The organism is Marinomonas pontica (assembly GCF_026191375.1).
GTDB lineage: Bacteria > Pseudomonadota > Gammaproteobacteria > Pseudomonadales > Marinomonadaceae > Marinomonas > Marinomonas pontica.
Window position 1 is genome coordinate 23,486 of the sequence record NZ_JAODTL010000048.1, and the last position, 21,256, is coordinate 44,741.

The window sequence follows — 21,256 nt, forward strand, 5'->3', positions numbered from 1 at the left end:
AGTTTGAGCGATAAGAGTATGAGCAATAAGAGTATGAGTGAAACGAAAAGATCCACCGTCGCGGTAATCGACTATGGCATGGGCAACCTTCACTCGGTTGCCAAAGCCCTTGAGCACGCGGCGGATGAAAACACCGACGTAATCGTCACCAGTGACCCTGCGGCGATCGATGCGGCAGACCGTGTTTTGCTGCCGGGCGTTGGTGCCATTCGTGATTGCATCGGCGAAATGCACAATGCTGGGCTGGTTCCTAGTATTCGCAAAGCCATGACAGAAAAACCTTTTCTTGCCATTTGTGTCGGTATTCAGTCGTTGATGTCACACAGTGAGGAAAACGGCGGCGTTGATTGCCTAAATCATTTTCAAGGCAACGCGCTGTTCTTTGGCGAACACCACAAAGACCATGACGGCAGCAAACTCAAAGTGCCGCACATGGGCTGGAATCAGGTTAAACATACCATAAACCACCCGCTTTGGGCGGGGATTCCAGACAACGCGCGCTTTTACTTTGTGCACAGCTTTTATGTGGTGCCAGAAAACAAAAATGAAGTCGCAGGCACCTGTGACTATGGTTTGGAGTTCTGTGTTGCGATTGCGCGTGACAATGTGTTCGCGGTGCAATTCCACCCAGAGAAAAGCCACAAAGACGGCCTTCAACTGTATAAAAACTTCCTTAACTGGGATGGCAAGCCATAACAGCAATCGATATTAGGAGCCGTAAATGGGCTTAGCAAAACGCATTATTCCTTGCCTTGATGTGGACAATGGCCGCGTTGTAAAAGGCGTTCAGTTCGTTGATATTCGTGACGCTGGCGACCCAGTTGAAGTCGCAAAACGCTACAACGAACAAGGTGCAGATGAGATTACCTTTCTCGACATCACTGCCAGTTCAGACGATCGCGCAACGACAGTTCACATGGTTGAAGCCATTGCCAGCCAAGTGTTTATCCCGCTTACCGTAGGCGGCGGCATTCGTACCTGCGAAGACATTCGTCGCATGCTTAACGCAGGCGCAGACAAAGTTGGCATTAATACCGCAGCGGTCTTTAACCCTGAGTTTGTGCGCGAAGCCGCACAACGCTTTGGTTCTCAGTGTATCGTTGTCGCCATTGATGCGAAAAAAGTCAGCGCCGAAGGCGAACCAGACAAATGGGAAATTTTCACCCATGGTGGCCGTAAACCGACTGGTTTAGACGCCGTTGAGTGGGCGAAGAAAATGGTCAAATACGGCGCAGGAGAAATCTTGCTGACCAGTATGGACCGCGACGGCACCAAAAATGGTTTCGACCTTGGCGTTACTCGCGCCATTAGTGAAGCCGTGCATGTGCCTGTTATCGCCTCTGGTGGCGTTGGTAACCTCGATCATCTTGTCGATGGCGTCATCGAAGGCAAAGCCGATGCCGTGTTGGCGGCCAGTATTTTCCATTTCGGTGAATACAGCATTCAAGAAGCCAAGCAACGCATGACCGACGCCGGCATTGAAATGCGTCTTTAGCGCATTCAGAAATGGCATCAAAAAATTAAAAACGCGGTGTATCAACATCGCGTTTTTATTTTCGTATCCTCATCGGGAAGTCAGCATTTTTTGTGCATGGGATATCTGTTGCTTGCTGCGAATAAGCTCTGCCGAGTACAATCCTTGAAATTTCATTTTGCCTTATTCAATAGAAGGACGACTTCTTGACTACCTTAACCGATGCTTTGCAAGCGTTGGCAGACCATTGCCAACAAGCCGCGACAACTTCTGCCTTAACATTTCATCGTGGCGTAGAACGAGAAGCCTTACGCGTTGACCGTACCGAAGGCCGCATTTCGCACAAGCCTCATCCAAAAGCATTGGGCTCCGCTTTGACTCACAGCTCCATTACAACGGATTATTCTGAGTCACTAATGGAGTTCATCACTGGCGTTCACCCAAGTGTGGAAGGCGTCATAAAGGAACTGGAAGACATTCATAATTTGGTCAACCACGAACTTTACAAGCAAGACGAATGTTTGTGGCCAGCCAGTATGCCTTGTTATTTGGCCGGTAATGAGGACGTTCCTATTGCCTATTATGGCGAATCAAACACCGGCAAGCTAAAGCGCGTTTATCGTGAAGGTTTGTCTAATCGCTATGGTCGCATCATGCAATGCATCGCGGGCATGCATTACAACTTCTCTTTCGACAAGGATTTCTGGTCTTTCTTGGAAAACCATAAAGGCCGTGCCAATCTTTCGGCGACTGAAAAGCAAGCATTCCAATCAGACAGTTATTTTGCCCTGATCCGTAACTTCCGTCGCAGTTCTTGGATGTTATCACTGTTGTTTGGCGCTTCTCCTGCCATCGATGACAGCTTTCTTCCGAAAAAACCAGACAGTTTAAACGCGCTTGAGAAAAACACTTGGTTTGGCCCAAAAGCCACGTCACTACGAATGAGCGACCTTGGCTACCAAAACAAGGCGCAAGCCGATCTATACGTGTGCTACAACGAAGTTGACACCTACATCAGCACGGTCAAAAAAGCCTTGCAGACGCCTTATCAGCGTTACCAAGACATTGGCGTCAAAGTAGACGGCCAATATCGACAGCTGAATAGTAATTTGCTGCAAATAGAAAACGAGTACTACAGCGACATTCGACCCAAGCGTGTCACCCAACCGGGCGAGCATCCGAGCGCAGCACTTCATGCACGAGGGGTTGAATACATTGAAGTTCGTATTATGGATCTTGATCCAAGCTCTTCGATTGGCATGCAATCTTCGACGCTGTACTTCATCGATGTATTCTTGCTTTACTGCATGCTGCGTGGTGATGAGCGTCTAGGCAGTGCAGAATGCAGCCAACTGCGTCAAATGCAACAAGAGATTGCTTCCCACGGTCGTGATTTGGATATGGATTTTGACTTTGGCCAAGGCCCAACCAAGCTTCGCTCAAAAGCAGAATCGATGTTGGACTCACTGGCGGAAGTAGCGGATTTTCTGTCCAATAAAACAGGCAATCCCGCTTACCGTGATGCGGTTGAAATGCAGCGAGAAAAGCTCAGCAACGAGGCACTGCTTCCTTCGTCTCAGCTGTTAGAGCGCAGTAAAGCACAACAAGGTTACCAAAACGCCATGTTGGCACTCTCTAAAGAGCAGCAGACACAGTGGATGTCTCGCCCATTATCTGACGAGCTGATCCGTGAATTTACGCTAAAAGCCGAGCGGTCTTTACAAGACCAAGAGGCAATGGAAGCGGCAGACGACGTCGATTTCGACACCTTTCTTACGGCGTATTTAACTCCACAATAAAACGTCTTTTACACCTATAGACCTAAAAAAAGCCTCGATGAGGCTTTTTTAGGTCTGGTTCAGATCGGGCGTTCTATTTAACACACGCTATTATGCATTTGGTGAAACCGGAATCTCTTCCAGATTATCAAGTACCAACCATTCAGCCAGTTTGATGCGCAAGTTGTCGACACCGTCACCATTGAGTGAAGAAAACGTTTGTACTGTGCCATCAACGCCTTGCGCTTTTAGGGCTTTTTGTACCGTAAACATGGAAGCTTGAGCTGGACCGCGCTTTAACTTATCCGACTTGGTCAGTAGCACGTGCACTTTCATGCGATTGGACTTCGCCCAATCCAACATCATTTCGTCAAATTCTTTTAATGGGTGGCGAATGTCCATCACCAAAACCACCCCCGCCAACGAGCGACGGTTCATCAGGTAATCTTGCATGTGAGCTTGCCAGACTTTTTTCATTTCAATCGGCACTTTTGCAAACCCGTATCCAGGCAAGTCAATCAAACGACGATCGTCCACGTTTAACCCAAAACAGTTAATCAGCTGAGTACGTCCAGGTGTTTTGGAAGTACGAGCCAATTTCTTTTGGTTGGTCAGCGTGTTCAACGCCGTTGATTTGCCCGCATTCGAGCGACCTGCAAATGCGACTTCGACGCCTTGGTCTAAAGGGCATTGAGAGAGTTTCTCGGCACTTTTAATAAAGTGTGCAGATTGAAAAGTGGAGTCAAAAGGGGTCATAAGTTGATATTCGTCAGTAGATTCGGATTTGCATTCAGATTTATTTCATTTGCTGTATATAATGCCAGCAATCGTAAAAATATGCCATGTTAAACTCGGCTAGACACGGGAATCACAGGAAATGAGCAAAGCCACCATTGATCCGATGTTTCATTTCATTAAAAACATTGAGAAAGACTCCACCAATCTGCTTTTTTGTTGTAAGTTTTATGTAAACTTACTGGAAATGCAGAACCTTCCTCAATTCAAATAATCGTATTCTATGTCATTCTGTGCATGATATGCAGATACTATTAAAGACAAACATAACCATTTAATACGATCAGGAGTAACCCATGATAAAGCTGTTTTCAGCATTGATACTTTCTTTCTTTATTTCACTAACGGCGACTGCGGCAGAATACAGTGACGGCAATGGCTACACGACGATTAAAACGCCCGTTCGTACCAGCGACCCAAGCAAGATCGAAGTCACTGAAATTTTTTGGTACGGATGCCCACATTGCTACAAGTTAGAACCTATTACCGCCGCATGGAAAAAGAACGCACCAAGCGATGTTGATTTTAAATTCCTACCAGCGGTGTTTGGGCGTAACTGGTTAGCACACGCTAAAGCCTTCTACGTTGCCGATCTGCTTGGCATTGAAGATAAAATTCGCGCAGACCTTTTTAATGCTATCCATGTTGAACGTCGTAATCTAAACTCAGAAGACGCGTTGGCGAGCTTCTTTGCAAATTACGGTGTTAGCGAAGACGAGTTCCATAAACAATACAACTCTTTCGCAGTGAACAGCCGTTTGAGCCAAGCCGATGCAAAAATTCGTGCTTATGGTGCTCGCGGTGTTCCTGGATTGATTGTAAATGGTAAATACTTAGTCAGTGCTGAAACAGCGAATGGAAACGAAAATATTTATAAAGTCGTTGATTTTCTTATCGAGAAAGAACGTCAAAAATAATATAAATGAGGCGATATGACGGAATCATCAAGTGACAAACTGATCGAAGCTTTACGTAAAGCGGTTTCCCGAACGAGCATGCTCGCTGAAGGAAATGACCCTAAACTGGATTCCGTTGTTCGCCAAATTCGCCAAGCCATAACAAAAGGGGCGGACGCGAACGAGATACAAGACGTACTCAATGCGGCTGAGCCATTGCTTATTCAAAGCGATGAAGCTCAGCTAAGTCGAGCAAAGCAAGTTCGAAATTGCTTGCAAGATCTGATTGAACTACTTGAAAAGCAAGATACTAGCAGCGTTCCTCAAAACGAAAAGAAACAGCTAGAAGCACAAATACGTATGAACTGGCAAGTATCGTCACAATGGCCACACTTGCTAAAAGGCTTTTTGTCTTTAGCCGAAAAAACCCTAGTACAAACCGAACATAATCCGTCAAAAAGCTCTTTTTTCAAGCGTTTTTTTAACCGTGAAACTCAGGTCATTACGCCGAAAAACGACCAAGAAATCATGGTACAGATCAGTCATACGCTCGCGGGCTTGACGAATAACTTAATGCTCCCCAGCCATTATGATGACGATATCTCTGATCTTAAAAAAGCCCTATTAGGCAATAACAACTTACAACAATTACCCGCGCTGCTTGATGAAGTCATTAACTTAATCATGGTGGCCATTGGTAAAACACAAGAAAACCTCACCAACTACTTAAATCAATTAAACAAGCAACTTGCCAGTATTAACGAGTCCATTACCAGCAGTTATCATTCGCAAAAGTCGCTATCTGAAAGTCGGGAAGGATTTAACGCCAAACTTCAACAACAGGTCACGAACACGTCTCAGGCTGTCAAAGGGGCCAGCGATTTAGACAGTTTAAAGGCATTGATTGATGATCGGTTGTCGACGATATCGACCACCATGACCGAATACCGAACCCAGATGCTGAAGCAAGAAAAACTCGCGACACAGTCAATTACACAGCTAAAAAACAAAGTCACTCGCATGGAAAAAGACACCGCATCACTGCGCTCTTTGCTGCAAGAAAAATTGGCGCAAGCGATGACAGATTCCCTCACCGATTTACCCAATCGCACCGCCTACCAAGACGCTATTCTCCCACTCTGCAAAATCATGCAAAAAACACAGAAGCCTATTTGTTTGGCCGTTTGCGACATTGATCATTTTAAAAAAGTAAATGACACATGGGGGCATCTTGCCGGCGATAAGGTATTACGTCTGGTTCCAAAACAAATTCGCAGTATTTTGTCGAAGGAAGATTTGATGTTCCGTTATGGTGGAGAAGAATTTGTTATTGTTTTTCCCGAGTTGACTCTTACACAAGCCACCGAACGCGCGGAAGCCATTCGTCTGGCGGTGGCAAAAACCCCGTTTAATATGCAAGGCGAGCCCGTTTCTATCTCTGTTTCAATAGGAGTTGCCGAGCTGATCCCTCAAGAAGAGCCTGAATCTTTGTTCGCTCGTGCAGATAAACAGCTGTATCTCGCAAAAGAATCTGGCCGAAATAAAGTCATGGCCAACAAATAGAAAGGACAAAGCAGTACCAGAGCCTTGTCGTCGCGGTTACAATAACCGCCATACGCTCGCTACAATACAGCGACTAACACAATTGCCAGAAAAGAAGACAGGCGTGCGATGCCGCCATTAGGATGAAGTAGTTTATGCAAGACGATCAGAAAAAAACCACCGACTTTGGTTTTAAAGAAATTCCCACAGACGAGAAAGTACAAGCTGTCGCGCAAGTTTTCCACTCCGTCGCTGCAAAATACGACATTATGAATGACCTAATGTCTGGCGGCATTCATCGCCTATGGAAACGTCATACCATCAGCCAATCTGGTGTTCGTGCTGGCAACTGCGTACTCGATATTGCCGGCGGTACAGGGGATTTAACCCTAAAGTTTTCACGTTTAGTTGGCAGCCAAGGCCAAGTCATTTTGGCGGACATTAACGATTCCATGCTAAAAGTAGGTCGTGACAAATTGGCCAATCAAGGCGTCGTCGGAAACGTCAAATTTGTACAAGCCAATGCCGAAGCCTTGCCCTTCCCTGATGACACGTTTGATTGCATTACCATTGCGTTTGGTTTGCGCAATGTAACCGACAAATCCAAAGCGCTAGCCTCCATGTATCGTGTGCTCAAGCCTGGTGGACGTTTGCTGGTTCTTGAGTTCTCTAAACCCGAGTCAGAATTATTGTCGCAAGTGTATGACCAGTACTCATTCCGCCTTCTTCCAGCCATGGGCAAACTGATCGCCAATGACGCCGACAGCTACCGCTACTTGGCTGAGTCTATTCGCATGCACCCTGATCAAGAAACACTAAAAGGCATGATGGATGACGTGGGGTTTGAACGCACAAGCTACCAAAACTTAACCGGCGGTATTGTTGCGCTGCACAAAGGATTTAAATTCTAGTCATGCTAACCAGTACTTTTCGATTACTGCGCATACTGTTTACGGTTGTGCGCTTTCGCCTTGATGTGTTTATCCCATTTGCTCTTTTGCCTTGGTACATACGTTACACAGTCGGTGCCGTATGCTCTATCGGACGTCATAGAGCCAGCAAAAATAAAGGCGAACGTTTACGTCTAGCCTTAGAGTCACTTGGCCCTATTTTCGTAAAGTTTGGACAGATTTTATCGACAAGACGCGATCTTCTGGACGACGACATCGCCGATGAACTTGCCAAATTACAAGACAAAGTGCCTGCGTTTTCAGGGCAGGTAGCGCAAGCGATTATTGAGCGAGATTTGAAAGCACCGGTGGCGGAGTTATTTGCAAAATTTGACTCAACACCATTGGCATCGGCTTCTATTGCTCAGGTTCACACCGCAACCTTGCACACTGGAGAAGAGGTTGTCGTCAAAGTCATTCGACCGAATATTCAAAAAACCATCAGCAAAGACATTAGCCTGCTGTACACATTAGCGCATCTGGTCGCCAATATGAGTGCCGATGGTCGACGACTTCGCCCTGTAGAAGTGGTGACAGATTATGAATACACCATTTTAGACGAACTCGACCTAGCGAAAGAAGCCGCTAACACCGGCTTACTGCAACGTAACTTTACTGACTCTGAGTTGCTGTATGTTCCGCAAGTTTATTGGGATTTCAGCCATCGCAATGTCATGGTAATGGAACGCATTTCAGGCATTCCTGTCGCCGACATTGCCGCGCTAAACAAAGCCAATGTGGACATGAAGTGCCTGGCCGAGCGCGGTGTTGAAATCTTTTTTACCCAAGTGTTTTCCCATAGTTTTTTCCATGCTGACATGCACCCAGGGAATATTTTTGTTGATATAAGCAACCCTCAAAAACCAAAATACATTGCGATCGATTGCGCCATTATGGGCAGCTTGGATGATGCAGATAAAAGCTATTTGGCGCGTAATTTGTTGGCGTTTTTCCAGCGTGATTATCGTCTGGTTGCTGAGTTGCACGTGGAAAGTGGTTGGGTACCCAAAGGCACGCCCGTTCACGCATTTGAATCTGCAATTCGCAGTGTTTGTGAGCCCATGTTTGCCAAACCTTTGAAAGACATCTCTTTTGGACAAGTACTGATTGGGCTGTTCCAAACCGCTCGCCGTTTTAATATGGAAGTGCAGCCGCAACTGGTTTTGCTCGAAAAAACCTTGCTGAATATTGAGGGACTGGGGCGTCAGCTCTACCCAGATTTGGATCTTTGGGTAACAGCAAAACCTTTCCTAGAACGTTGGATGCGGGAACAAATGGGGCCTAAACGCGTCATGGAAGAAGTCCGTAAACAAGCACCACAATGGGCCGGACAACTCCCTCAGATACCAAACTTGATCTTCACGGCCTTATCGCAAATGTCGCATCAAGAAGAGCGCATACAGGCACAGACCGAAGCGATAACGCAACTTGGTAAAGAGCTGAAAAGCAGCCGACAAAATTTGCCATTTAGATTACTTGGCGCATTAAGCATTGGCGCAGCTTGGGTCATCACCGATCCCGTATCTTTACAACATTTAAAGGTTGCCGACATGACCAGTTTAGGCTTATTTTTAGTTGGCCTATATTTGCTTGTCTTAAAACCGTAACATTTGAGAGACTATAATGAATTCCGATGTATTGGCTGAATTAGCAGCGACTCTAGAACAACGTAAAACAGCAGCGGCAGACTCTTCATACGTAGCCAGTCTACATGCGAAAGGATTAAACAAAATCCTAGAAAAGGTAGGCGAAGAAAGCATTGAAACCATTATCGCAGCCAAAGATGCCGTGATTTCAGGTGACAAATCTGATCTGATTTATGAAACCGCCGACCTTTGGTTCCATACGCTTGTCATGTTATCTCACTTAGATATTGGCCCAGATGCTATCCTTGATGAACTGGCTCGTCGCTTTAACCTGTCTGGTCTTGATGAAAAAGCCAACAGAACCAAATAAACCGTAGGAGTAAAGTTATGTTAGGTGGAATCAGTATTTGGCAATTACTTATTGTCTTAGCCATTTTGGTGTTGATTTTCGGCACGAAAAAGCTCAAAAACCTAGGTTCTGATTTAGGTGGCGCGGTCAAAGGTTTCAAAGAAGCCGTGGACAAAGACAGCGACACAGAAGCCGACAAAACCGCTCAGCATAAAGTCATTGATGCCGAAGCGAAAAAAGACGATAAGAGCGCTTAAGCTGTGTTCGACATTGGCTTTTCAGAACTTCTTGTCGTCTTCGTCGTTGGCTTACTTATTTTAGGCCCTGAACGTTTGCCACATGCGGCAAAAACGGCAGGGCTTTGGGTTCGTAAAATTCGTCGAAGTATTAACTCGGTTCAACGAGAAATCAACGCTCAGTTGGATCAAGAAGAACTGCAACAAAAAATCAATGAAACCAACCAGCGACTGCTTAAAGAAGGCCAAGCCATTCAAAATACGATTACGCCGTATCCTGAAACGTTCGGCACGCCAGCAGATCAGGCACCTGAGCCACAAGCAGATATCCTAGACGCTGACACGGCTAAAGCCACAGCCACAAATGAAAACAAAACCGTGCCAGAGGCCAACAAGCCCACTGAATCAAAAACAGTAACGGATGCAACAAGCACCCAACCTTAGTGGCTATATTTTCTACATGACAGCGGACACATAACGCATTATGAGCACAGATTCTTCTAACCAAGCCCCATTGGTTGCTCACCTGATTGAGCTGAGAAACCGTTTATTAAAATGCGTTCTTGCGATACTCATTTTATTTATTGGCTTGTATTCGTTCGCAAATGATTTGTATTTGATCGTGTCGGAACCATTGCGATTGTTGCTGCCTGCTGGCAGCTCTTTGATTGCAACCGAAGTGGCGTCGCCTTTTCTTGCGCCATTAAAACTGACATTTGCAGTGGCTGTTCTCATCTCCGTGCCATACACTCTATTTCAGGCTTGGTCCTTTATCGCCCCTGCTTTGTATAAAAACGAGAAGCAAATCGCGATCCCTTTGTTAATTTCGAGCATTTTTCTTTTTTATGCCGGTGTGGTGTTTGCTTATTATGTCGTTCTACCGCTTATTTTTGGCTTCTTCACCACCGTTGGTCCAGGTGAAGTGACCGTTATGACGGACATCAACAACTACTTAAATTTTGTCTTAAAACTGTTTTTTGCGTTTGGTGTGACCTTTGAAATCCCAGTAGCAACGTATCTACTGATCAAGGCCGGCGTGACAACGGTTGCCACTCTATCGAAAAAGCGTCCGTATATTTTCCTAGGATGCTTTGTGGTGGGCATGCTCATCACGCCACCGGATATATTTTCACAAACCCTGCTCGCCATACCTATGTGGCTGTTGTTTGAGCTTGGTTTGATTGCCGGTCGTACCGTCAAAGTCGTGGTCGATGGTTCGGAAACGGAAGAAGACAGCGAAGCCTCTCACACCACCCCTTAATCGAGCATAAAAGTAACAGGCCCATCGTTGGTAAAGGACACTTTCATGTCAGCACCAAAACGGCCTGTTTCAACTCGTTGATATTGTGCTCTCACTTTCTCCACAAAATCGTTAAACAAACGCTCTGCTTCAGACGGGACAGCCGCTGTGGAAAAGCCAGGGCGCAGGCCTTTTTTGGTCTCTGCCGCCAAGGTGAATTGAGAGACCAATAACACACCACCACCGGCTTGCTGAACATTGAGGTTCATCTTGCCCTCTTCATCACTAAACATGCGGTATTTCAAAAGTTTGTCTGCCAATCGTTGAGCATCCGCTTCGGTATCGCCTTTTTCAATGCCAACCAACACCAGCTGTCCATGATCAATGGCTCCTACCGTGTCACCCTCTACAACAACGCTCGCGTTCAATGCTCGCTGCACCAATACTTTCATTGCACTCGCCCTCTTTCCTTTGGCTCTTCTTACGTTACGACTCTAGCAAACCCCAGATAAAACAAAAGCGCCCGAAGGCGCTTCTGTCGCTCACGGATTCATTTGCATGAACCCATTTGCTGCTGCTCTATAAAAACAACGTATTTAAAGCATTACACGAAGCAATGGCTTACTTACGACCAGCGCGTTTACGCTCGTTTTCAGTCAATAGCTTCTTACGAATACGAATGCTTTCTGGTGTTACTTCTACCAATTCATCGTCTTCGATAAACTCAAGCGCTTGCTCAAGTGTGTGGCGAATTGGTGGCGTCAATGTCAACGCTTCATCCGTACCAGAAGCACGCATGTTCGTTAACTGCTTCCCTTTAACAGGGTTAACCGTTAGGTCGTTATCGCGTGAATGGATACCGATTACTTGACCTTCGTACACTTCAACCGCATGACCTAGGAACAAACGACCACGGCTTTGTAGGTTGAACAATGCAAATGCTGCTGTCTTACCCGTCACCATGCTGATCAATACACCGTTTTGGCGTCCACCTACATCACCTTCTTTTACTGGACCGTAATGGTCAAATACACTGGTCATGATACCAGAGCCAGAAGTCAATGTTAGGAACAAGCCACGGAAGCCGATTAATCCACGAGAAGGCGTCATGAACTCAAGACGAACACGACCTTTACCATCTGGTTCCATGTTAGTTAATTCAGCTTTACGTAAGCCAAGCTCTTCCATGATAGAACCTTGATGCTGCTCTTCAACGTCGATAACAACCAACTCAAATGGTTCTTGAATTTTGCCGTCGATTTCTTTTTGAACTACTTCAGGACGAGAAACACCCATCTCGAAGCCTTCGCGACGCATGCTTTCAATCAAAACAGAGAGGTGAAGCTCACCACGACCAGAAACGATGAATTTATCCGGTGCATCACCTTGGCTTACGCGCAATGCCACGTTGTGGATAAGCTCTTGGTCCAAACGGTCTTTGATATTACGAGAAGTAACAAATTTACCTTCTTTACCAGCAAACGGAGAATCGTTCACCATGAAGGTCATGCTTACTGTTGGCTCATCTACAGACAATGCAGGAAGCGCTTCTACGCACTCTGGGTTACATAGCGTGTCAGAAATACTTAGGCCATCGATACCATTAATACAAACGATATCACCCGCCGACGCTTTTGTTGTATCGACACGAGCTAGACCATGGTAACCCTTAACGTTTAGAACTTTACCTTTACGCTCTTTACCGTCAGCAGATTTGATTACTACTTGCTGGTTTGGAGACAAGCTACCACGAGTGATACGGCCGATACCGATAACGCCAACGTACGCATCGTAGTCCAACGCAGACACCTGCATTTGGAACATGCCTTCTGGATCAACATCAGGAACAGGCACGCTGTCTACGATCATTTGGTAAAGTGGCACCATGTCTTCGGCCATGTTTTCTGGGTCATTACCAGAAATACCGTTGATTGCAGAGGCATAAATAACAGGGAAGTCTAATTGCTCTTCTGTTGCACCAAGGCTATCAAACAAGTCAAATACTTGATCCATAACCCAATCTGGACGAGCGCCAGGGCGGTCAATTTTGTTAATAACAACGATTGGACGAAGACCACGCTCAAATGCTTTTGATGTTACGAAACGAGTTTGTGGCATTGGGCCATCAACTGCGTCAACCAACAACAATACAGAGTCAACCATGGACAATACACGTTCTACTTCGCCGCCGAAGTCAGCGTGTCCAGGTGTGTCTACGATATTGATACGGTAATCGTTCCACATGATGGACGTGTTTTTCGCCAGAATGGTGATGCCGCGCTCTTTTTCTTGGTCGTTAGAGTCCATGATTCGCTCTGAACCAAGGTCTTTACGATCTAGCGTACCAGATTGTGTTAATAACTGATCAACCAAGGTAGTTTTACCATGGTCAACGTGGGCAATAATAGCTACGTTACGTAACTTATTGATATCATTAGACATTTATAGTTCTCTGCATTTAGCGTGAGCAAAAAGATAAACTGCCGCTTGATACGGGCAGATATGCTCTTCAAGCGTCTCGGATCTTGGTGCGGGATAAAATTCGCGCAATTGTACCCTTATATTTGTGAAGATCCCATTAAAGTGGCCAAAAAAGCCAATAAAATATCGAAATATTTATTTTTTGGCACCTTCTTCGCAAGTCTGCTTGTCTACCGTTTGCGCCCAAAACTGCGCGGCAAGCTCTTCCATTTGCCTCACCAGCTGATGCACCTCGTCACACTCTTTGGCGTCTTGCTCTCCATGCTGAACCAATTCACCAACTACTTTGACGGCATTGACCATACGATGGCTTATTTCGTTTGCGCATTCATTTTGTTGCTGCATTGCGTTTACGGTTTCTTGCATTTGTTGATGCACAACCTCTATCTCGGCCTGCGCATCAATAAGTCTCGCTTCTGCTGAGTGCGCTCTTGCTTGGCTTTCTTGGGCGACATCATACGCTTGTTCCATTTGTGACAGCGCCGTCATGGATCCTTTTTGCAAACGCTCCATAACCGCAACAATATCTTCTGTTGAATGGTACGTGCGTGTGGCCAGCCCTCTTACCTCATCCGCCACCACGGCGAACCCTCGTCCTTGATCGCCTGCGCGTGCGGCCTCTATCGCGGCATTTAATGCCAATAAGTTGGTCTGCTCAGCAACGTCTCGAATTACCCCAACCACGGAGGATATCGCATTACTGTCTTCCTTTAAGTTCGCCAAACCGTTTCGAGCGGCTTCCACTTGTTGACACACTCGACTCATTGCTTCTCGAGAAGACTGCATTTCTTCTCGTCCACCAAACATATTGTCTCGAGCCATTTGAGTATTTTGTTCGCTTTTTTGAGCGGAAGAGGCCACTTGATCCGTCACCACAGCCATGTCTTGCGACGCTTGCCCTATTAAGCCGAAGTCCCCTGATAATGCATTCAGCGCCTTTTGTTTACTCTCTACACTGGCACAGATAGTGGATTGCCTCGCCCACACATTTTTAGAAAAATCACTGATGCGCCCCATAATCGCAGCGGTTTCACCTCGCAAGCGAGACATAGCAAGGCCAAGCTGACCCGCTTCATCTGTTCGCCCCGTATACAAATACATCGCCAAGGTAGAATCTGATATGGTTTTGGCCTCATTTAAGACTCGTGTTAAAGGCCGTAGTAGTCCGCCAATACTGAACAAACACAGCAATAACGCCATGATTTCCAGAGTGGCCACCAGCCAAACGGATGATAAAAATTGCCCCAACAAGGCAACCACAAAAAAGAACGCCGTGGTGAGTTGCAGCTTTCTAAGTAAAGTCAATCGAGGGCGTCGTATTTGCTTTAAAGGTTTACCTTTCGCCTCTACCCCTTGTTGATAAAGCGATTCAGCTCGGTGCTTCACACCGTCATCAGGACGACGACGCACGGATTGAAATTCTGCCACCTCCCCCTCTCGTCGAATTGGGCTAACGTAGGCATCTACCCAATAGTGATCCCCATTTTTACAGTGATTTTTTACTATTCCCATCCAAGATTTATCGCGCTGCAAGTGCTGCCAAAGGTCTTTAAACGCAAGGGCGGGCATATCCGAATGGCGAATAATATTGTGAGGTTGGTCAATGAGCTCATCAAACCGATAGCCACTGACTTCTTCAAACTCGGGGTTCACATACTTAATGGCACTGCTAAGGTCTGTGATCGACAAAATGTTAGCATCATGGCTGACAACACGTTCTTTACCCACTGATGTATATGGCACCCGACACCCTCCCTATGTTCACAAAGTAGACAATTTCTTGAGGCGCCAAGCATAAGCAGGCCATAAAAAAAGGTTCTTGATGTAAATCAAGAACCTTTAACTATTGCGTAACAGTATGTAATACCAGTAAACAACCTAAGGCAAATACACTCCGACATTTTCATGCCCTTTGCCCAATAAGTAAGATGCGTGCATTCGACTCATGACGCCCTTGCCACAGTACAGTAAATGCATTGTGTCTTTATCAAGATCAGACCAATTAGAATCCAATGCAAAAAATGGAATCACTTTGACAGGACGACCGCTGACTTTCAATGGGCGGTTACTGGCTTCATCTGGGTGACGGATATCGATGATCACTTCGTCTCCCACGGGCATACGCACCACAGGCACTTCACCTTGATATTGCTTAGAAACATCGTCCATTACATTTTGAATCGACATAACTTGAGCGTTCTCAATGGCACTTTCCAAAACAGCGAAGTCAAAGTTCGACTCTTGTTTTTCCACGCGATGCATTTTTGCTCGCGTTGTTGGCTTAACCGAAATCACACCACAAAACTCAGGCATACTGGCCGCAAATGGCGCAGTGCCGATTTCGATGGCCTTATCAATGATGACTTGCTTATTCGTCGTAATCAAAGGACGCAGTACCAGCTCTTCTGTCACCTGATCGATCACTTTTAAATTCATCAAGGTTTGACTAGAAACTTGCGCCACACTTTCACCCGTTACCAACGCTTTCGCCCCAACTTCGCCCATCAACTGAGAAGCCGCACGCAACATCATGCGTTTTAAGATAACGCCCATCTCGGCGTTATCTACTTTGGTTAAAATCTCACCGACCACCGCCTCAAAAGGCACAGTAATGAATTTTACATTCAGTGCGGAACCGTATTTTTCCCAGATAAAATTGGACACTTGCTTAACGCCAATTTCATGAGCATCTCCGCCCAAATTAAAGAAGCAAAAATGCGTTTTCAAGCCTCGACTCATGGTTAAGTAGGAGCTTACTGTTGAGTCGTAACCACCTGACATTAAAGACAACACAGAATCTTGGGACCCTAACGGATAACCACCAAGGCCTTCAACTCGTTGTTCAATCATCCACACTCGATCATCACGAATATCAATAGGTACCAATACTTCAGGATTTTTCAAGCGCACCGCTAAGGCGCCGCAGCGTGCTTTTAAACAACCGCCAATATGACGTTCAGCATCCACAGAAGTAAAGTCATGCTGGCCGACACGTTTTACTCGTACTGCGAAAACAGCGTCTTTTAATGCATCGCCATAAGAAACCACCGCTTGCTCTACAATGTCATCAAGGTCAACCAAAGGGAATTCACGAACATACTGGAAATGAGCAATACCAGCGATACAAGACAATGCCTCTGTGAACTCTTGTCGCAATGCGTCTTTATCGGAAAAAATTTCAATAAAATCCCAATTACCAGAAACAATGACATCGGCATCGTGCTTCTTTAATACCAATTTCACATTATGGCGGAGTTGTTTAATAAACGCCTTTCTTACTGGACGACTTTTGATGGTGATTTCTGCAAAGAACTTAACAATGAATTTCATAGGGTTTGAGGTTTTTACCGGATAGTGTAATTTAGGCGCATAGTATAAAGAAAAGCCAATCGATACGAAAACGCTAAATTTGCACCAAAACAAAACAATCAGCCTTATTTTTGCACTAACAAGGTGCATTTAAGCAATTTCAAAGCGCTATTTTGGCCAAAGTGAATAACAACAAGGATCAAAAAAAACCTATCTTATTGTTATTTATGAACTTATTGTCTCGCACAAAATTCTGGCACAAGTTGTGCTTACCTTATAATCGATGAATAACTAGACAAACGGCGCTTTACATTGAAGCCCCCTTAAATCAAAAGTAATTTTGCTTTTACTATGACTGGAGAACAACTATGTCAAACAAGACCCTTGCCTTGATTGCTGAGCATGACGCGAAGTGGGTTGACCTTCGCTTTACCGATTTTAAAGGTAAAGAACAACACGTATCTATTCCAGCTATTACGGTAGATGAAGAATTTTTTGAAAACGGTCAGATGTTTGATGGCTCTTCCATCGCTGGCTGGAAAGGCATCAACGAATCCGACATGATCATGATGCCTCAGGACGATACCGCGATTATCGACCCTTTCACTGAAGAGCCAACGGTTATTGTTCGTTGTAACGTTATCGAGCCTTCTACTATGCAAGGTTACGACCGTGACCCACGCTCTGTTGCTCTACGTGCAGAAGAATTCCTAAAATCAACAGGTCTTGGCGACACTGCGTTCTTTGGCCCAGAGCCAGAGTTCTTCATCTTTGATGATGTTAAATGGAAAACAGACATGTCAGGTTGTTCTGTAGAGATCAACTCTGAAGAAGCGGCTTGGTCTTCTAACAAGAAATTCGAAGGCGGCAACATGGGCCACCGTCCTTTCGTGAAAGGCGGTTACTTCCCAGTTCCACCAGTAGACTCTCATCACGACCTACGTGCTGCAATGTGTGGCGCGATGGAGACTATGGGTCTTGTGATCGAAGTTCATCACCACGAAGTAGCAACAGCGGGTCAGAACGAAATCGGCGTTAAATTTAACACTCTAGTTAAAAAAGCCGACGAAGTTCAAATCCTTAAGTACTGCGTACACAACGTAGCGCACGCTTACGGAAAAACAGCGACTTTCATGCCTAAACCAATCGTTGGTGACAACGGTTCTGGTATGCACGTTCACCAGTCTTTCTGGAAAAACGGCGAAAACCAATTCGCAGGTGACCAATATGCCGGTCTATCTGAAATGGCGCTTTACTACATCGGCGGTATCATCAAGCACGCTAAAGCATTGAACGCGTTCACTAACGCTTCAACTAACTCTTACAAGCGCCTTGTACCTCACTTCGAAGCACCTGTTATGCTTGCATACTCTGCACGTAACCGTTCTGCTTCTATCCGTATCCCATACGTTGCAAGCCCTAAAGGCAAGCGTATTGAAGCTCGTTTCCCTGATCCAACCGCTAACCCATACTTGGCATTCGCAGCCATGTTGATGGCGGGTATCGACGGTATCAAAAACAAGATTCACCCTGGCGATGCAGCGGATAAAGATCTTTACGACCTACCAGCTGAAGAAGCGTTGGCCATTCCTCAGGTTGCTGGCAGCCTAGAAGAAGCGCTTAAGTGCCTAGATGAAGACCGCGCATTCTTAACTCAAGGTGGCGTTTTCTCTGACGACATGATCGATGCTTACATCGACCTTAAGACTGGTGAAGCTCGTCGCGTATCTATGACAACTCACCCACTTGAGTTCGAACTTTACTACAGCGTGTAATATCAATATTCGCTAAGTAATTCACGAAAAGCCCCGACACAGATCGGGGCTTTTTTTTGCACTAAAAAAAACACCAACACCATAACGCACAAAAACAGTGCATAATGTTTTCTTAACAAACGCAAAAACCTTAATAAACAAGCCATTCTAGGCTGCCCAATGTTGGTTCGCTTTTTGCAGTTGTTATAAAAGGAAACCATAAAAGCAGGAGTCAATAGAGAGGCACTGTCTGTGTATAGTTTATTAATCGACCATTTATCTACGGCTATTGTTCAACTGAATGACCAGCTTGAGATCGAATATCTGAATCCTGCAGCCGAAATGTTGCTGGCGGTCAGCCGCCGTCGAATTTATGGCAGTGACATTAACGCCGCCTTTCGTGAAGACGAAGACAGCATTCAAGCCTTGCATGCCGCTATCGAGTCTGGCCACCCTTTTACTAAGCGCGAAGCGGAAATAGAGTGCAGTAACAACAAAAAGCTCTTTTGCGACTACACGGTCACACCGGTCATGGGCACGTCCAATGATACGGAAAGCTTAATCATTGAGCTGTACCCACGCGACCGCATGAAGCGCATCTCACAAGAAGATGAAATCATCGCGAACCACGAAAGCAGCAAAGAACTGGTGCGCGGCTTGGCTCATGAAATCAAAAACCCACTTGGCGGTATTCGCGGCGCCGCGCAACTTATCAGCCGAGCCTTTACCGATGAAGCACTAAACGATTACACACAGGTGATCATTGAAGAGTCCGATCGGTTACGTGATCTTGTTGACCGTTTGTTAGGGCCGAGACAACTACCGAAGAACAAACCTCTCAACATACACAAGGTCATAGAACGCGTTAGACAACTGATCTCAGTTGAGACAGACAATCAAATCCAACTCATTCGAGATTACGACCCCAGCATCCCAGACCTCATTGGCGACGAGTCGCAATTGATCCAAGCGCTGTTGAATGTGACACGCAACGCCATGCAAGCACTCATGGAAGACACCGACAATCACCACAAAACCATTCACATGGTGACGCGGGCTTTGCGTCAATTCACCATTGGCTCAAAACGCCATCGTTTAGTGTGCAAAATCAGCATTGTCGATAATGGCCCAGGCATTCCAGAAGCCATTCTAAAAACCCTCTTTTACCCAATGGTCAGCGGCAGAGCCGACGGCACAGGCTTAGGCTTATCCATCGCACAGTCTGTTATTCATCAGCACCATGGGATTATTGAATGCAACAGTTACCCGAAGAAAACCGAATTTAATATATTGATTCCCATAGAGACAACAGTCCACGAACAGGAGAAACACACATGACACCAGAAGAAACCGTATGGATTGTTGACGACGATCGCTCTATTCGTTGGGTTTTAGAAAAAACACTGGAACAAGAAGGCATTCAATGTCGTTTGTTCGACTCTGCTGAAAACCTCGTCAACATGATTGACAAAGAGCAACCCAGCGCGATCATCAGCGACATACGTATGCCAGGTATGGATGGCCTTAAACTGCTTGAGAAGCTGCAAAAAGATCACCCCTATTTGCCCGTAATCATCATGACCGCCCACTCCGATTTGGAAAGCGCGGTGGCATCTTATCAGGGTGGTGCGTTCGAATACTTACCAAAACCTTTCGACGTCGAAGAAGCGGTCAGCTTGGTGAAACGCGCCATGCTCCACCATCGCAACGCAAGACCCAGCACCGACGACATGGAAGTGGCAGAAGAGCCTCAAGTAGACAAAGAGATTATCGGCGAAGCGCCTGCCATGCAGGAAGTTTTCCGCGCCATTGGTCGTCTTGCCAATTCCAACATTACGGTGTTGATTAATGGCGAATCGGGCACAGGCAAAGAGTTGGTTGCACAGGCGTTACACACTCATAGCCCACGAGCATCCAATCCATTTATCGCCTTAAACATGGCGGCCATTCCACACGACCTCATTGAGTCTGAATTATTCGGCCATGAAAAAGGCGCATTCACTGGTGCCAACACACAACGTCGCGGACGCTTTGAACAAGCCAACGGCGGCACCCTGTTTTTAGATGAAATCGGCGACATGCCAGCCGAAACCCAAACCCGCTTATTGCGCGTTCTAGCGGATGGTGAGTTTTATCGCGTTGGCGGCCATACGCCCGTTAAAGTGGACGTTCGTATCATTGCCGCGACACACCAAAATTTAGAAAACTTGGTACAAAAAGGTTCATTCCGAGAGGATTTGTTCCACCGACTAAACGTGATTCGCATTCACTTGCCAAAACTGGCAGAACGCCGAGAAGACATTCCAAAATTGGCTCGTCATTTCTTGAGTCGTGCCGCGGATGAACTGTCTGTGGAACCAAAGCAACTCACCAAAGAAACCGAAAATTACCTTACTCAACTCGACTGGCCAGGCAACGTTCGTCAATTAGAGAACACCTGTCGATGGTTAATCGTGATGGCATCAGGCCGAGAAGTGCTTGTCGAAGATTTACCACCGGAATTGCTCGCAGCGGTTCCACACGAGCAACCTTTCGCATCTTGGGAGGAAGCGCTTAAAAATTGGGTCGACAGTACATTAGCCACTGGACAAAAAGGCATACTTGAACAAGCGGTGCCAAAATTTGAGCGAATCATGATTGAGACGGCATTGGCACATACTGGTGGTCGTCGTCGTGATGCTTCTTTGTTACTGGGCTGGGGACGTAACACTCTGACCCGTAAAATCAAAGAGCTCAACATTGATCACGCCGAACAGGATGAAGATTAATAAGTCCTGAGAAACAATCGAGTAATGCAAGCAAGTCTTTTATTATTTGCTTGCATTATCTCAGCTTTCTATTCTTTTAGACTTGCTTTTACTGACAC

General features: G+C 45.9%; 19 protein-coding genes. 14 read left to right on the forward strand and 5 right to left on the reverse strand.

Going from position 1 to position 21,256, the window contains the following annotated elements:
* Positions 1-33 precede the first annotated feature (33 nt).
* From hisH to gshA, 3 genes are all read left to right on the forward strand, one after another.
* Complete coding sequence (gene hisH / locus N5P32_RS13040) at positions 34-696, forward strand: imidazole glycerol phosphate synthase subunit HisH (protein ID WP_265729475.1); 663 nt, start codon at positions 34-36, stop codon at positions 694-696.
* A 25-nt stretch (positions 697-721) separates the two neighbouring features.
* A complete protein-coding gene (gene hisF / locus N5P32_RS13045; protein WP_265729476.1) occupies positions 722-1,495 on the forward strand; it encodes an imidazole glycerol phosphate synthase subunit HisF in 774 nt (257 codons plus the stop codon).
* A 185-nt stretch (positions 1,496-1,680) separates the two neighbouring features.
* Complete coding sequence (gshA, locus tag N5P32_RS13050; protein WP_265729477.1) at positions 1,681-3,273, forward strand: glutamate--cysteine ligase; 1,593 nt, start codon at positions 1,681-1,683, stop codon at positions 3,271-3,273.
* Between the two features lie 90 nt (positions 3,274-3,363).
* On the opposite strand, the gene yihA is transcribed toward gshA, so the two are convergent.
* Positions 3,364-4,008 carry a ribosome biogenesis GTP-binding protein YihA/YsxC gene (gene yihA, locus N5P32_RS13055; protein WP_265729478.1) on the reverse strand — a complete coding sequence of 215 codons (645 nt, stop codon included), beginning with the start codon at positions 4,006-4,008 and terminating at the stop codon, positions 3,364-3,366.
* 335 nt (positions 4,009-4,343) lie between these two features.
* Here yihA and N5P32_RS13060 point away from each other — a divergent pair, with 335 nt between their 5' ends.
* The 8 genes from N5P32_RS13060 to tatC all read left to right on the forward strand — a co-directional run bounded on the left by N5P32_RS13060 (position 4,344) and on the right by tatC (position 10,867).
* Positions 4,344-4,964 carry a thiol:disulfide interchange protein DsbA/DsbL gene (locus N5P32_RS13060; protein WP_265729479.1) on the forward strand — a complete coding sequence of 207 codons (621 nt, stop codon included), beginning with the start codon at positions 4,344-4,346 and terminating at the stop codon, positions 4,962-4,964.
* A gap of 15 nt (positions 4,965-4,979) precedes the next feature.
* A complete protein-coding gene (locus N5P32_RS13065; protein WP_265729480.1) occupies positions 4,980-6,506 on the forward strand; it encodes a GGDEF domain-containing protein in 1,527 nt (508 codons plus the stop codon).
* Between the two features lie 134 nt (positions 6,507-6,640).
* Positions 6,641-7,396, forward strand: coding sequence for a bifunctional demethylmenaquinone methyltransferase/2-methoxy-6-polyprenyl-1,4-benzoquinol methylase UbiE (ubiE, locus tag N5P32_RS13070; protein ID WP_265729481.1), 756 nt, complete (start codon positions 6,641-6,643; stop codon positions 7,394-7,396).
* A 2-nt stretch (positions 7,397-7,398) separates the two neighbouring features.
* On the forward strand, positions 7,399-9,042 hold the full coding sequence (gene ubiB / locus N5P32_RS13075) for a ubiquinone biosynthesis regulatory protein kinase UbiB (protein ID WP_265729482.1): 1,644 nt from the start codon (positions 7,399-7,401) through the stop codon (positions 9,040-9,042).
* Between the two features lie 16 nt (positions 9,043-9,058).
* Positions 9,059-9,391, forward strand: a complete 333-nt coding sequence (locus N5P32_RS13080) for a phosphoribosyl-ATP diphosphatase (RefSeq protein ID WP_265729483.1) — start codon at positions 9,059-9,061, stop codon at positions 9,389-9,391.
* A 17-nt stretch (positions 9,392-9,408) separates the two neighbouring features.
* A complete protein-coding gene (tatA, locus tag N5P32_RS13085) occupies positions 9,409-9,627 on the forward strand; it encodes a Sec-independent protein translocase subunit TatA (protein ID WP_265729484.1) in 219 nt (72 codons plus the stop codon).
* A 3-nt stretch (positions 9,628-9,630) separates the two neighbouring features.
* Complete coding sequence (gene tatB / locus N5P32_RS13090) at positions 9,631-10,050, forward strand: Sec-independent protein translocase protein TatB (protein WP_265729485.1); 420 nt, start codon at positions 9,631-9,633, stop codon at positions 10,048-10,050.
* 40 nt (positions 10,051-10,090) lie between these two features.
* Complete coding sequence (tatC, locus tag N5P32_RS13095) at positions 10,091-10,867, forward strand: twin-arginine translocase subunit TatC (protein WP_265729486.1); 777 nt, start codon at positions 10,091-10,093, stop codon at positions 10,865-10,867.
* Here tatC and dtd read toward each other — a convergent pair.
* The 4 genes from dtd to thiI all read right to left on the reverse strand — a co-directional run bounded on the left by dtd (position 10,864) and on the right by thiI (position 16,657).
* Positions 10,864-11,298 carry a D-aminoacyl-tRNA deacylase gene (gene dtd, locus N5P32_RS13100; protein ID WP_265729487.1) on the reverse strand — a complete coding sequence of 145 codons (435 nt, stop codon included), beginning with the start codon at positions 11,296-11,298 and terminating at the stop codon, positions 10,864-10,866. The two genes, tatC and dtd, sit on opposite strands and share 4 nt — an antisense overlap.
* A 169-nt stretch (positions 11,299-11,467) precedes the next feature.
* Positions 11,468-13,288, reverse strand: coding sequence for a translational GTPase TypA (gene typA / locus N5P32_RS13105; RefSeq protein WP_265729488.1), 1,821 nt, complete (start codon positions 13,286-13,288; stop codon positions 11,468-11,470).
* Between the two features lie 174 nt (positions 13,289-13,462).
* The gene (locus N5P32_RS13110; protein WP_265729489.1) at positions 13,463-15,070 is read right to left on the reverse strand and encodes a methyl-accepting chemotaxis protein; all 1,608 of its coding nucleotides are present in this window, start codon (positions 15,068-15,070) and stop codon (positions 13,463-13,465) included.
* 135 nt (positions 15,071-15,205) lie between these two features.
* Positions 15,206-16,657 carry a tRNA uracil 4-sulfurtransferase ThiI gene (gene thiI, locus N5P32_RS13115; RefSeq protein WP_265729490.1) on the reverse strand — a complete coding sequence of 484 codons (1,452 nt, stop codon included), beginning with the start codon at positions 16,655-16,657 and terminating at the stop codon, positions 15,206-15,208.
* A gap of 347 nt (positions 16,658-17,004) precedes the next feature.
* On the opposite strand from thiI, the gene glnA reads away from it, so the two are divergent.
* From glnA to ntrC, 3 genes are all read left to right on the forward strand, one after another.
* Positions 17,005-18,411, forward strand: a complete 1,407-nt coding sequence (gene glnA / locus N5P32_RS13120) for a glutamate--ammonia ligase (RefSeq protein ID WP_265729491.1) — start codon at positions 17,005-17,007, stop codon at positions 18,409-18,411.
* 231 nt (positions 18,412-18,642) lie between these two features.
* Positions 18,643-19,728 carry a nitrogen regulation protein NR(II) gene (glnL, locus tag N5P32_RS13125; RefSeq protein WP_265729492.1) on the forward strand — a complete coding sequence of 362 codons (1,086 nt, stop codon included), beginning with the start codon at positions 18,643-18,645 and terminating at the stop codon, positions 19,726-19,728.
* Entirely contained in the window at positions 19,725-21,158 is a 1,434-nt protein-coding gene (gene ntrC, locus N5P32_RS13130; protein ID WP_265729493.1) for a nitrogen regulation protein NR(I), read from the forward strand. The genes glnL and ntrC overlap by 4 nt, the downstream gene beginning before the upstream one ends.
* The last annotated feature ends 98 nt before the right edge of the window (positions 21,159-21,256 follow it).